General features: G+C 43.9%; 12 protein-coding genes. 3 read left to right on the top strand and 9 right to left on the bottom strand.

Features of this window, described 5'->3' with window-relative positions; translation table 11 throughout:
- Positions 1-52: 52 nt before the first annotated feature.
- The 4 genes from ACFTRD_RS10930 to ACFTRD_RS10915 form a co-directional block, all read right to left on the bottom strand.
- On the bottom strand, positions 53-2806 hold the full coding sequence (locus tag ACFTRD_RS10930) for an alpha-mannosidase (RefSeq protein WP_379379650.1): 2754 nt from the start codon (positions 2804-2806) through the stop codon (positions 53-55).
- 40 nt (positions 2807-2846) lie between these two features.
- On the bottom strand, positions 2847-3665 hold the full coding sequence (locus ACFTRD_RS10925; RefSeq protein ID WP_379379648.1) for a carbohydrate ABC transporter permease: 819 nt from the start codon (positions 3663-3665) through the stop codon (positions 2847-2849).
- 12 nt (positions 3666-3677) lie between these two features.
- A complete protein-coding gene (locus ACFTRD_RS10920; protein ID WP_379379646.1) occupies positions 3678-4571 on the bottom strand; it encodes a carbohydrate ABC transporter permease in 894 nt (297 codons plus the stop codon).
- Positions 4572-4644: 73 nt separating this feature from the next.
- The gene (locus ACFTRD_RS10915) at positions 4645-6024 is read right to left on the bottom strand and encodes an ABC transporter substrate-binding protein (protein ID WP_379379644.1); all 1380 of its coding nucleotides are present in this window, start codon (positions 6022-6024) and stop codon (positions 4645-4647) included.
- 406 nt (positions 6025-6430) lie between these two features.
- Here ACFTRD_RS10915 and ACFTRD_RS10910 point away from each other — a divergent pair, with 406 nt between their 5' ends.
- Positions 6431-7546: a GntR family transcriptional regulator gene (locus ACFTRD_RS10910; RefSeq protein WP_379379642.1), complete on the top strand. Its 1116-nt coding sequence runs from the start codon at positions 6431-6433 to the stop codon at positions 7544-7546.
- Between the two features lie 153 nt (positions 7547-7699).
- Here the strand turns inward: ACFTRD_RS10910 and ACFTRD_RS10905 are convergent, their stop codons facing one another.
- Complete coding sequence (locus ACFTRD_RS10905) at positions 7700-8605, bottom strand: poly(ethylene terephthalate) hydrolase family protein (protein ID WP_379379640.1); 906 nt, start codon at positions 8603-8605, stop codon at positions 7700-7702.
- A 292-nt stretch (positions 8606-8897) separates the two neighbouring features.
- Between ACFTRD_RS10905 and ACFTRD_RS10900 the strand changes: the two genes are divergently transcribed.
- Positions 8898-9479, top strand: coding sequence for a TetR/AcrR family transcriptional regulator (locus ACFTRD_RS10900; protein ID WP_379379638.1), 582 nt, complete (start codon positions 8898-8900; stop codon positions 9477-9479).
- A gap of 24 nt (positions 9480-9503) precedes the next feature.
- On the top strand, positions 9504-10130 hold the full coding sequence (locus tag ACFTRD_RS10895; protein ID WP_379379636.1) for an HXXEE domain-containing protein: 627 nt from the start codon (positions 9504-9506) through the stop codon (positions 10128-10130).
- Positions 10131-10299: 169 nt separating this feature from the next.
- Here the strand turns inward: ACFTRD_RS10895 and ACFTRD_RS10890 are convergent, their stop codons facing one another.
- The 4 genes from ACFTRD_RS10890 to ACFTRD_RS10875 form a co-directional block, all read right to left on the bottom strand.
- A complete protein-coding gene (locus ACFTRD_RS10890; RefSeq protein WP_379379634.1) occupies positions 10300-11319 on the bottom strand; it encodes a phosphotransferase enzyme family protein in 1020 nt (339 codons plus the stop codon).
- Positions 11320-11582: 263 nt separating this feature from the next.
- Complete coding sequence (locus ACFTRD_RS10885; protein WP_379381302.1) at positions 11583-12524, bottom strand: SDR family NAD(P)-dependent oxidoreductase; 942 nt, start codon at positions 12522-12524, stop codon at positions 11583-11585.
- Positions 12525-12727: 203 nt separating this feature from the next.
- Positions 12728-13078 carry a hypothetical protein gene (locus ACFTRD_RS10880; RefSeq protein ID WP_379379632.1) on the bottom strand — a complete coding sequence of 117 codons (351 nt, stop codon included), beginning with the start codon at positions 13076-13078 and terminating at the stop codon, positions 12728-12730.
- Positions 13079-13092: 14 nt separating this feature from the next.
- Entirely contained in the window at positions 13093-13947 is an 855-nt protein-coding gene (locus tag ACFTRD_RS10875) for an RNA polymerase sigma factor (RefSeq protein WP_379379630.1), read from the bottom strand.
- Positions 13948-14148 lie beyond the last annotated feature (201 nt).

Below are 14148 nucleotides of genomic sequence, written 5' to 3'. Positions count from 1 at the left end.
TCCGTTTTCAAGCCGCAGCAGTGGAGAGAACTCCAAGACTGAATTGTTTATTTTAACGTGTTGTGGGTTGAATGCCGATCGTTTGAATTTTTGCCGGTCCCACATTCAAAACATAACTTCCCTCATCCGCTACCTTCATGGCTTCACCACGATCTTCAACAATGGTACTTTCGTACACTTCCTTAGCTTCAAACGAAGGCGTTACCTTCAGTGAAGTCGTCTCCGGTGATACATTGAACACCCTGAACAGCATGTCATCATTTGCCTCGCCCCGTTTAAGCGCACTAAAAGCAAGATGATCACCCTCCCATTGCAAAAACTCGTGAATAGCGGGTAACGTACCACCGTGTACGCCTGTCTGTTGAACGGTCCAGGGAACCGGGAACTGATACGCCTGCACATAAGCATCGGACTCTATAACATCCAAATCATGTGAGATGAGCTCCATTTCCAGAATGTGCTGTCCGAGACATTGGGCCTCCGGCGTTGGAAATACGCCCCAATCCCCAAGCTCACGAACCCCACGCAGGAGTGTCACAGCAATGGTGTTCTGACTAGCTAATACTTCATACTCATTAAGACCTTTATTCGCAATCGTCAGCCCTTCACGACCATTGCTGATACTGACAAATGCATTTTGATGCTGCGCATTGCTAGGATTTCTCCATTCCGCTTCCGGCTGTATCGGGCGCTTTGCCAGTTCGTAAATAGAGTCAACGGTAACATGACTTGCTTCGAGTCCCGTTTGGAACAACATGCGAATTCGATGATCCTGAACCGTATTATCGATATAGCTTCTAATGCCAACCGAACGCTCCGTTTTTTCAAGACTCAGCTCAGTACGAATACTCACCTCCCTAGTTTCATCAACCCGCCGGGATTTCCGGTAACGAAATGGAATCATGGAACGGATCTCTTCATCCAGCAGTTCATCTGCGCAGGCCGGGAGCTCCCACTTATGCACGATCTCGTAAACGGCTTTTAGTGGTGTATGATGCACCAGCTTAATCCGGGCAGGCAGCCCCTGCGTAGTCAACGGAGCTTCATGATCCGGTTGTCGGTACATATACTCATTTCCGATATCCCCCGTATCCTCATAAATGCCAAGCCCTGTATAGTTACGTCCGTTCACTTTGTCCAACATGGTAAACGATCCATCCCCCGCAATCTCGATACGCAGATAATCGTTCTCCATCCCTTGCTCTCCTGCAACAAGTTTAGGGGTATTCTGTTCTCTAAGCGCATCCTCTCCAGAAACACTCTGAGGCACAAGAGCAAAAGTATGATATCCAAAACCCGGGATGTTCTGGACATGAAGCTCTATATCCACTTGATAGGCCCAGTAAGGCTGACGGAATCGGTTATCCGGCAAATCATATCCAAATGTCGGTCCAACGGGTGTGATTACGGCTGCTACTTGCTTGCCTTCCGCGTTCAATACAATCCAATCATTCGGGTCAAAAGCTTCATATTCGCGCTTGAATTCCTGATACTTTTCATGCGGAGGCTGGTGATCAAAGTAACGTCGCTCAACGTCTAATCTAGTTACAATCACATTGGATCGACGATGTCCCGAAGTGTTAAATACTACAAAAGGCAACGCACAATCTGCGTCAAAGCCAGATGTATCCACGGATTCAGCTAATGTACAAGCACTCTGAACCGAAATGGCTTCAGCCACTTCTTGCGATTTGGCAAACCGGGTCATCATCTCCCTGTGGACTTCGTCAACACTGCACCCGCAGATACTGTCATGGGGATGATTCTTCAGTAACGTCTTCCAGGCATATAACAGTTCATGCCGTGGATAAATGCCCGTGTTCAGAGAGGCCATGACTGCCAGCGGCTCAGCCACTTTCTCCAGTAACGTCTGGCTTTTTACATTTTGCTGTTTGATATACACCCTTGCTGAAGCAGTATTTACAAGTGTGATCCAGCCGTCGGTCCATTGGCTTCGAAGTTCACCGCGAATGACATCCAATGATTGTGGTTTCGCTTTTTGTAAAGCCTGAATGTACTCGGGAAAGCTGGAATGGCGAAAAATCACATCTGGCATAATCTCGGTAGCTGTCTTTAACGCTTGTGTCAGATCCTTCTGGAGCGGCTGATGATCACATCCGTTCATGAACAGGAGTTCCGAACTTGAAGCAAACTCTTCTGCGGCAGCCAGCTTGTCGGTCCAGTAAGCTTTCGCCTTCTCCGGTTCCACCGGAATCTCCATGCCGTTGTTGTACCAATTGGCGAACAGGATCGCCAGTACACGAGTACCATCGGGTGACTCCCAAAACATCTCCGAGTATTTGGAAGTATGCTCATTGCCAGATTGAATTTCGTTATTGAATCCAACTGGCTTCACTCCACGTCCATATACAGCTACCTCAATGCCCGCCTGGCTAATGAGCTGTGGTGCCTGGCCCATATTGCCGAAGGAATCCGGGAAATATCCGATTTTCGCATATCCTCCCATTTGTTCAGAGGCTTGAATACCAATTAACAGATTGCGTGCATTGGCTTCACTGCTGACGAGGAATTCATCTTGAAGGATGTACCATGGACCGACAATCAGCTTGCCCTGTTCAATTAACTTGCGGACCTGGTTCGACCTGTGCGGCATGATTTCCAGGTAATCCTCCAGCACAATAAACTGCCCATCCAGATGGAAATTCGTAAATTCCGGGTCATTTTCAAACGTCTCGATTAAATCCTCCATAAGCTGAACGAGCAGCATTCGGTGTTTCTCGAAGGATAGATACCACTCCCTGTCCCAGTGAGAATGTGCGACAATATGCGCGGTTTTTGTAGTCATTCATTTCATTCCAATCTTGTATGATTTAGTGGTTGTGTGTTTACATTTTGACTGAACCTACCGTCATGCCCTTGACATACATCTTCTGCATGAACGGGAAGGCAAGCAGGATTGGAATGACCGTAATCAAAGCCCCTGCCATGAGTTCATTCCATTTCTTGAATGAAGATGAATCCAGATACATGAGTCCCATCGGTAACGTAAACATATCCCGGCTATCCACGATGATCATAGGCCATAAAATATTGTTCCAGCTTCCGATAAAGTTCAGAATGGCAATGGTTCCGATAGCTGGCAGCGCCAATGGCAGATAGATTCTGTAGTAGATTTTGAAATTGTTGCATCCATCCAGGACGGCGCTCTCGTAAAGCTCATGTGAGATTGTGCGGAAGTAACTGGTGAATAGGAAAATGGCGAAGGGTGCAGCACCATTAATCATGGGCAGGATCATGCCAATATACGTGTTTTGCAACCCCAGATTGGTCATGTTGATATAAAGTGGAATTAATGTGGTTACACCTGGAACGAGCAGCAATGCAATAAACGTGTAGTAGATAAATTTTTTGCCCCGATAAACAAATTTGGCAAACGAATAGGCCATCATGGTATAGATGAGAATGACGCCTATAATCACGACCACACTTACGATTACGCTGTTTATAAAAAACTGATAGAAATTCAATTTGTTCCATACGTCACCAAATGTGGACCACAACGGTGCAGCTTGTGGAAACGGACTCTGTGGATTGGCTAGTGCATCCTGTGATGTCTTCAACGAAGTGCCGATCATCCAGACAAAAGGATACAGGCAGGTCAATCCGTACAAGATTAGAATGATATGCTTAATATATTTGACCATGTGCTCCTCCTTTTAGATGTCTGCCTTGAATGAGCGAATACTGAATATGGCTATGGCACCTGTAATCAGAAATGATACCCACCCGATGGCGCTGGCCAAACCATAATCATTGTTTAGAAAAGCGGTACGGTACACGAGCGTACCAATAACCTCCGAACTGCCAGCCGGTCCACCGCCCGTCATGATGAACACATTCTCAAAGGCCTGAAAGGCTCCGTTCACCATCTGAATGACGGCAATAAGCGTGATTGGCTTCAGTAACGGCCAGGTAATTTTCAATATCATGGTTGTTTTCTTGGCACCATCCACACTTGCTGCTTCATAGAGTGTCGGATCAATGGAAGTCAGACCGGCGTAGTACAGAATCAGCGTTCCTGGCAGACCGCCCCATATCGATGTCAAAATAATACCAAGTAAAGAAGTAGACGAACTCCCCAGCATTCCACCAGGTACAGCAAGGAAATCCAAGCCCATCCATAAGAAGAGTGAGTTGAATGCTCCACTAGGTTCAAACAAACCTTTCCATACATAAAAGATAGCTACGCCAGATGCGATCATCGGCAGAAAATAAATCGTCCGGTACCAGGTTGCTGCCTTCGTATTTTGCAGCACAAATGCCAGCACAAGTGCGATTGGAACGACGACCACAACCTGTGAAACCGCAATAATCAGATTGTGCAGAACGGCATTATAGAAATTCCGGGTTACAATCGGGTCATCACCAAGCAGGAACTGACGGAAATTCGCCAGACCTTCAAACCTTGCGGTGGAAAAATCAATCCCGGACCAGTTATAAAAGCTGAGCATGATCGAGAATCCGACCGAATACACGCCGATGACAAGAAACAAAAGCACGCCAGGCAGTAAAAAGAGATACGGCATCCACTTATTTCGACTTTTTATCATGATCAATCACCTTTTGCTCTCATATTTGGAAATCGCCAGCCCCTTTCGGGGCCTGCCGATTGCTTGGATTGTCCTAGTTCCCACTCGCTTTCAGACTTTCCATGGTGTCGTCGAACTTCTTGGCGACTTGTTCAGCAGTCATCTTTTTCTCGATCATGGATTGCATGGACTGGGCATACACTTCCCACTCTTTGTGCTTGCCACGATACGTATTGATTGCTGGTGAAGCTTGGCTGTAAGGACCAGGCTCGGCAGCGAATGCTTCTGAAATTGATTTTAGGTTCGGATCCAGATCATTTGCACGATCTCCCAAGTTCAGCGCAGGTACTGTATACGCCGCATTAGCAAAAGCGACAGCTGCATCCGGATCACCGGTCAGGAATTGAATGAAATCGAGCGCTTCAGCCTTGTTCTGCGAATCCTTATTCACTGACAACATCGTTAACGTGAATGGATCAGTCGTCCAGCCGTTAATTTTCGACCCTTCAAGTGGTGGTACCGGGAAGGTGAAAATATCTTCAGGACTCATTCCCATAGCCAGCAGCGTAGACATCGTGAAGGAACCACCGAGATCGAAAGCGGCCTTGCCAGCAGCAAACGCCTGGTCTGCTCCGTCAATATCCGTTGACAAAATTCCCGGCATAAGCAGATCTGTGTTTGCCAGTGTCTCCATCGCTTTCACAACCGGGAGATTTGAAGGGTCGCTTAGTTTGGACTTTCTTTCGAGCAGATCAATATAACCCTGAGGTTCGTTCAGCATGATGGACAGTGCCGAACCGGCCCAGTTTTCCCACAGATCAGGCAGCTTTGCACCAAACACAAGCCCAGGCGTACCTGTTTTCTCTTTGACAGTCTCCATCATGGTGACGAATTCTTCCCATGTTTTGGGCGCTTCCGCTGTCAGCCCTGCTTCTTCGATCAACTTCTTGTTTCCATAGAAAGTAAAGAATCCTCCGATATCGAGCGGCAGTCCGTAGAACTGTCCAGTCTTCAGTGACTTTTGAATTGTGGTGGCATTCTTGTCTTCTTTCCAGGAGTCAACCTGGCTCTGTGTAACAATGATCGGGTCCATTGCTGCACTGTAGTAGCTGTTCAACAGATCATCGTCGACTTCACCAGACAGCTCGAGAACCGAGTTTTCGATGGAATCCCCTGCCGTTGCCCACCAGTTCACGATATCCGGCAAATTTTTGGAGTTGGCTGCTGCCTGGAATTTTTGGCGATACGTATCATCTGGTGTAAAGGTCTCGAGTTTGACTTTAATTCCTGTTTTCTCTTCATACAATTTCGCAGCTGCTTCAATCCCTGGCGTGTAAGCAACCTTCCATGTCCACATCGTCAGCTCTTTACTCGCTTTGGGTTCCGTCCCCCCGGACTGCGCATCACCGCAAGCGCTTACAATGAGTGAGAAAACAGTTAACAAAGTAACGATCATGCCTGCTCTTTTTTTCATCCCGCAACCACCCTTATCTTTAATTTTGGTTCGTTTCTGGCTTAATGAATATTCCACGACAACAAATTGGCGTTAAAAACTGCTGCACCCCCTTTTTCAATAAAGGAACTCTTGAGAAAAAATTTATAACATAGATAAGAATGCGAAGCTCGTTGGAAACGCTTTATCCAGCAAACTTTAAACACAATATAAACAACATACTTTTACTTGTAAATGTTTATTTTTAGATACAACTTAAAAAAGTGTATTCTTAATAAATTGTTTATTTATAAGGTTTTTTTATCATTTTTGTTCGTAATTTTAAACTTCTTGTCTTACTCACTTGTTATTGATTTTTAGTACTTGTATATGTTGTATTAATATAATATATTTAGAACGAACTAATAGTGAATGGAGATAAAATGCGATGGTGAGAACCTTCAAGCCAATGTACAAGAAAATCGAAACATATATCATCGACCAGATTCGAAGCGGACATTGGAAACCGGGCAGCCGAATTCCTTCCGAAAATGAACTGGCTGAACAATTCAGCGTGAGCCGCATCACGGTAAAAAATGCCCTTACTGCTCTGGTTGATAAAGGAGTGGTCTACCGACTTCAAGGTAAAGGCACCTTTGTTAACGATCACAGTCCAGAGGAAATTCATAACATCACTTCAGCGGTAAAAGAGCAGCTCACAGCACCAACAATCGGGTTCCTTCTCCCCCGTCTCGACAATCGGTTCACCGCCAATCTGCTGAGCGGAATTGAGGACACCCTTTCCAAGAATGGCTATCAATTGTTATTTGCCAAGACGAATGATTCACAAGAGACGGAGATTCTCAAAATTCAGGAAATGAAACAGGCAGGCGTCCGAGGACTAATTATCTATCCCGTTGAGGGTGAGCACTATAACAATGAGATTCTTGCGCTTACGCTAAATCGCTTCCCCCTTGTCCTTCTGGACCGCAATCTAAAAGGGGTGGAGACCAACTCCATCAGCTCGGACAACCATGAGGCAGCAATTCAGGCGGTTAAGCATCTTCATGAGCTTGGGCACAGTCGAATTGGCTTTATTTCCACTCTTGCTGAGGGTACATCAAGTATTGAGGACAGGTTGCACGGGTATGAGAAAGCCTTGGAGGACCGTCATATTCTGATTGATCGCAGTATACAGATGACACGTCTGGCCATGAGTGACAGCAATGAAGAGGTTATCACGATGATTCAGAAGTTTTTAAAGGCAAATCCGCAGATGACGGCCCTTCTGTCCTCCAATTTCAGCCCTCATGTTATTCAAGCGGCGATGCAGATGGGGATCTCTGTACCGGAAGATTTATCCGTCGTGTTCTTCGATGATGTCGAATTTCCGGAGTTCTGTATCATTCCGCCCACGGCTGTTGTCCAGCAGGAACTTGAACTCGGGCGAGAAGCGGGCAGAGTCATCCTGAAACAAGTGGAGAATCCAAGCAGCGAGTACCTTCAGGTTAAGTTACCTACGATGCTTATTCCCAGACAGTCAACAGCAAAGGCGAAATCATAGATACCTTACTTGCTGTTTAACAGGATGCCTTTACTGAAAACGTTTATAGTGGCAGTAAATAACACCATTTCAATGCTTCTAAATGTTTTTCCACGTAATTACGAAGAAGGACCCTTCCATTTCAGAAGGGTCCTTCGAATTATGTGAACCATACTATTGTAAATTTGCGGAAGTAACATCCTTCCAATGTTTATTCGTTCCTATTTCAGCATTATTGCCAACAAAAGCATCCTTTGCCACCCAATCATCCACCAACCAATACCTCATCCAGGCTGTTAAATAACCTCTATGTTGACCGCCGTCCTGCTCTATCGCTGTATGTGCAGCACCCTTCGCCATCGCCATCATGGTCGGAATGTGCAGATTGGCATTTCTCAAAGCCAATTTATTGGAGTCTGACGGCGATATGATAAAATCTCGGGTTCCCCCGAGAACGAAAAACGGAACTTTCAGTGCAGATGTATCATACGCATCCTCTGGATCACAATATTTCAGATCAGGCAGAGCAATCGATACAACCGTTTTGATGAGATCCCCGTTCTCAAAATTCGTATGAGCATTAATCACACCCGTTGATCCCTGCGAATGCCCTGCCACACCGACCCGATTTTTTTGAATCCTGTGGTTGAACGGGCTGACCGTCGTTTCATTTTCACTGAGCATATATTCAATCGCAGCCATAATTTCTTTTCCTGTGCCTGTGGTTTGGCTGTATGTATCAATGACAATAAATCCCCAACTGGCCAGATGTTTTAACAACTCATCATAATTGTCAGGTAATGCCGCCGTTCCGTTACCCCAAGCGATGAGTGGGTGCAAGACATCCGTTGATTGCGGTGAATAAATCCTGTACAGCTTCTCGCCTTGTTTGCCCTTGATCTCCAGGGTATCTACCTCATACGCTCCGGGTAGAGCATATTTCTCTTCAATACTTCCAGTTTCGAAGGTTGCCGATACCGAATTTACAAGGATGAAGGATAGTACGCAAAATGCAGCGATCAAAATGAAGACAACACCTGTCATCCATAGAAACCACTTGCTTCGGATTACTCTTTTCATCTGTGGCATACAATCTCCTCTCACATTGAAGCGGGATATTCATAGGTAAAACATACCACAGGTATAACGCTTTTTGTTTAGAGATATTTTTTGTTACATCAACCTTTCCTCACTTCATAAAAAAACATCTGCGAAAACTGAACATGTCTTCATGAAAAGCCCGCGATATGATGTTTCTTAGTGAGTGGTCAATACTTCCAAATGTATGGCTTGCAATATTAGGAAAACGTGTTATTATAAATTCAAACAACGTTTAAAACATTGTTTGAAAAATTCGTTGGAGGTGTTACATATGGAACCAGACAAGAAAAGTGAAACAAAAGAAAAGATTATGCAGGCCACACTGGAGTTCACTAAACAAAGCGGATTTGAAGGCATTACCATCCGAAAAATTGCCGAAGCCTCTGGCACTAATGTATCCCTTGTTAATTATTACTTCGGGTCCAAAGAAAATCTGATCAGCGAATCTATTAAAATGATTTTGAGTAGCTTTCAGCATACCTTCGATATACTTGACGAATTTTCCATCCCGGCCAGAGATCGTTTGAAGCAATTTTTGGTGGATTATTTACAAGTCATCCGTGAATATCCCGAATTTTTATCCAGAATTATTCTTATGGGTTCAGCAGACTTCTCATCTCAACAGGAGTACGGCTCATTTTTAAATTTAATGGGGTTCCCCAAAGTTCAAAATACGTTAAAAGAGATCACCGGAGAACAAGAACCGGAACGATTGATCACAATGATGACGCAAATTTTTGGGGCCCTTTTTCTCCCAGCACTTATGAGTCCTATTCTGGAAAAGGGAGCTTTTGTGAAGATTGCTTCTATGGATGCACAAATCGACTTGCTCTTTGAAAGATACTTTCATTAAAAAATAATGATGGAGATGATTCAGTTGAACATGTTAAGAAAATACTGGCAGGACTTGGGATTGATCATTGCACTCCTTGTATGTATTTATCTCATCATGGATTGGGGAACGCTTCCGCGCATTAACAGCATTTTATGGTTAAGTTTTGTAGCCATTCTTCTGCATCAATTTGAAGAATACCGATGGCCAGGTTACTTTGCAGGTTTGTTTAATAAAGTTCTGTTCCAAAGTAAAGAACCTGAGAGATATCCGTTAAATCAGCAGTCAGCTATGATTATTAATCTGATTATCGCCTATGTATTTTATTTGCCGCCTGTACTCTTCCCTTCCGTTGTATGGCTGGGTCTGGCGCCAATATTAATGGGCTTCTTCCAGATTATCTGGCATGGCATCTTCGCCAATATAAAGGCTAAAAGCATGTATAATCCCGGATTAGGCTCAGCGATATTGCTGCATTTGCCAATTGGAATCTGGTACATTAAATATGCCTATGAACAAAATATAATAACACCCATAGACTGGCTTTGGAGCACGATTTATTTTGTCGTAGCCGTTTATGTTTTAATTGTTAAAGGCAATATGTGGCTAAAAAACAAAAACTCCATTCACCCATTTTCACAGAAACAATTAGGTTCTTATACTAAAAAATAAATCTGCGACTTCAATATAAAATAAACGCATCGAGCCCATGGATTCGATGCGTTTATTTTATATTTGGAAATGATTAAATTTTTAAACCTTGAACTATTCTGAAACTTCCTGAAGACGTGATGCCATGCGAGCAAAATAAAAGCAGTTGAGCTGATTTCAAGACGTTCATTTAAGTGACTTCCTGCACTTCTATCCCGTTGAAAAGAAATGGAGCATTCATTAAATATTCTCTGATACATGCTTGTGCGTACGGTTGCTCATCTATTATTCGTGATGTTTCTCTAGGGTCGGAAGAATGATGGCTGTAATTCTCAATCATACACATGATAAAGAAACTTTCCAGAACCTCAACGTAATCTATTGGCAGTGTCCTTACACTTTCATAACCTCTGATGAACTCCCAACGTTGTGCGGGGAAAAGCCCTAGTATCGTGTTTGCTATATCGTAAAGATAATATCCGTAGCCACATCGGCCAAAATCAATTGGATTAGGTTGTTCATCATTGAATACGATGTTGCCAATGTGTAAATCCCCGTGGATGATTCCGTAATGCTGTGGATTCTGATCCAAGTCTGCAAGTTGGGATAATATCTTAAGAGATGCTTTCTGATACGTCTTCCATGCCTGATCGGATAAAAGCCTTGTGTAATAACGTCTCAGTTTGGCCATATCCACTTTAAAGCTCTCTTCACCCCATGCGGGCCGAGCAAAATCAACAGGTGGTACAAAACGGGCTGTTGCTTCATGGAGTTTTGCGGCCATAGAGCCCATACGGTACGCACAACGTTCATTAACCTCACTTCCATCCATATGCTCTCCGTCTACCCAATTCATCATCGTGACATAAAAGTACATTCCCGCTTCTTCTGCCTCCATGAACAAAACATACGTACCGTCGCAACTCGCCACACCTTGAGGTACACGGAGATCATCGGATATGCCCAATGATTGAAGCAAAGTAAGTTCTGAACGGATCGTCTCTTTGCTTAACCGATTGGAATGAATACGAAGCAAATAGCTTTTCGATGTAGCTGTATCGATTTTGTACGTAATGGTATCTGACAACTGAATAAAACGTATACAATCCCATGCTAATTCATACTGATCTAATGCCCTTAGACAAACACTTCTCGCCTGAACGAGCAAACATTGAAGTTCTTCATGCGTCCCATTTTGAAAAAAAGTCATCCTTGGCCTCCTCATTCATCATCCGCAAGCGAATTCAGATGTACAACGAATTATACAGAACGGACCCTTGAAGGCGTATATAACAAACGATTATAAAACATCTTTTACATAGGAAGATGTTCACGAAGGGCATTTCCAACACAAAAAAGCCGCCATTAATGCGACTTTTCTAGTAACTCTATTCTTTGTGAGAAACCTTAATCAGTGCTTCGTCCACAAAGTGTTGCTCATACTCTTATTTCCTCGTGAACAGAAAAAAGATCTTAAGAGGTTGGCAGATCCGTTTGAGTCAACTGGGCTGAAACTTCCCAGAGACGAAGGGCTTGCTCAGGGTCGATGGCATAATCCTTGACTCCAAAGAAGGCTCCGTCCGCAGGAGCTGGCTCACTGATGTCACAATCCTCGCAATACACGCCACCCTTTCCGTCTAGTTGAGGAGATGTCGCTGCCCATACTTGCGTTGCTGCCCCTTGCTCAGGAGTTTTAAAGTTTGGATTGGCAACTTGACCAGACTCATCAATCCAGCCCAATGCGACCATTTCCTCTTTCGGCATATGTCGTTGCAACGGAGTCAGAATGCCACCTGGGTGTACAGAGAATGCACGCACTCCCTGATCTGCACCGCGTCTATCCAGTTCGACGCTAAACAGAATGGTCGCTGTTTTGGACTGTCCATAAGCAGGAAACTTTTCATAGCCTTGTTCAAATTGAATGTCGTCCCAGCGAATTGGCGAGAAATGGTGCCCTGTTGATGCAACGGATACAACCCGTGCTCCTCCTTGGCTGATGAGTGCCGGCCATAATAAGTTGGTCAGGGTGAAATGTCCAAGGTGGTTTGTAGCAAATTGAGCTTCCCAGCCCGGGCCTACACGAGTCTCTGGACAAGCCATAATCCCCGCATTAAGGATTAACATGTCGACACTCCGGTGGCTTGCCAGAAAACGATCAGCAAAAGCACGGACACTAGTGAGGTCTGCAAGGTCCAGCTCATCGATCTCTACACCAGCTAGTCCTGCAAGAGCCTCTTTGGCGATGGCTGGCCGACGTGCGGTAACAACAACCTTGGCTCCAGCACCAACGAGTGCACGTGTAGTCTCTAGACCCAATCCGGAATATCCACCCGTGACGATAGCAAGTTTTCCTGACAAATCCGTGTTACTCAATACTTCCTCAGCTGTTGTGCGATGGTTGAATCCGGAACCGATTTTATGTTGTAAGGTTTTTTACTTATTATCCTGGTTCATCCAAATAATCTCCTTCCAAATGTGTCTTCTTCAAGTTTACAGCTTAGAGTGTACTCTAAGTCAAATATTAACGAATTCATTTGTTTGAATATCCCAAATCTATGCTAACACCAAAAAAGCCCGGTTCATCACCGGGCTTACAATCAAAGAATAAGGTTATATTTTTATTTTATATATTTCACCCATTGCTCATGCAGTTCAGTCTCACTGCATTGAAAGATTCCTTCGAAATCTTGAGGATTACGGATAAGTTTGTTTAATGCCTCCACTCCGTATCGTTCAACCACAAATTCCACCATCATATAAGAGAACTGAAAACCTTTCATCGTTTCAAAATCCCACGTATCGTTATTTAATTCATCAAAAGATGGAATGGACTGGTTACGAATATTATCTTCCGTTGAACCTTTAATGAAATCTTGGGACATCTGTTTAGCTTCATATCCACCAATGCCCTGTCTGATCCATTTGGGAGCTGCAGGATTAATGTCGCTGATTAGCCACATGGCGAACAAGTGGACTGTACCTTTCAGTATGGATTGATACGTATGCTCCGGTCCGGGTTCAACGGAGAGACAATTTTCAGAATATGCCCCTCATATGTGCCCATAAACCAATTGGGAGCATCTGTTTCTCCTACAGCCTCATGAAACGTTGGCAGATCGGGATAAATTTCTATAACTACTTTTTGTGATGGCTGATGTTTATATTTGGTCGACACTCGTTCAACACTATTGTTGAGCTCATCGAACAAATCTTGGTGAACTTTCTTCGTACGATCATTCGTATCTTCGTTTTCACCTTTATTTACAATGGAAATCAGGTCTTGAATAGACATGATAGCAATATCCCCCCACTCTTTCAGTTCTTTTTTTAATTTTTGCAAAGCCCGGTACAGTCTGTTCTTTACTGCGCTTTCCCGTCGTCCAACTATCTTGGATATTTCGGGCAAGGTGCAGTCTACGAAAAAGCGTAATGCAATAATTTCCTGATCAATCTCGTCCAGCTTTTGTAACGCAGAGCCAATATCAATTCGAATATCCACATGTTTCGTAAATTCAAGAGAGATCGACTGCGATTCATAATCTGTAAAATCATAAGGAGATTCTTTTTGTCGCGATAACCTGCGATATTCGTTTTTTACCGTATTCTGAGCAATTTTAAATATCCAAGTGAATAAATTAGAGCTACCTTTAAAGGTGTGAATATTTTCAACTGCTTTCAAAAATACCTGTTGGGTCAAATCATCTGCAACCAACGGATTCAATTTCAGTGAGAAGTATTTGCTGATGCTCTGACGATATTGCTCATACGTGTTCTCAAAGATGGTGATGCTTTCCTGTTCATCCGGATAAACAGGTTTCGTGTCATGAGCTCCTGACATGGTGGGGAACCTCCTCTTGATTTACATTTAATTAGACACCGGAGGAAGCGAAAAAGCCACGTATGCGAATAAATTTTTTTCCTACTTCGACTTTTCATGAATTCAGCTAGTCAACGCAGGTGAAAAATAAACAAAGGCATCCGATTGTTCTGACCGGATGCCTTTTGTATATTTTATTGAAACACTGGCTGTATGATTGTC

This window comes from Paenibacillus sp. NPDC056933, from assembly GCF_042674385.1.
Classification (GTDB): domain Bacteria; phylum Bacillota; class Bacilli; order Paenibacillales; family Paenibacillaceae; genus Paenibacillus.
This window is presented reverse-complemented; position numbering and strand designations above follow the sequence as displayed.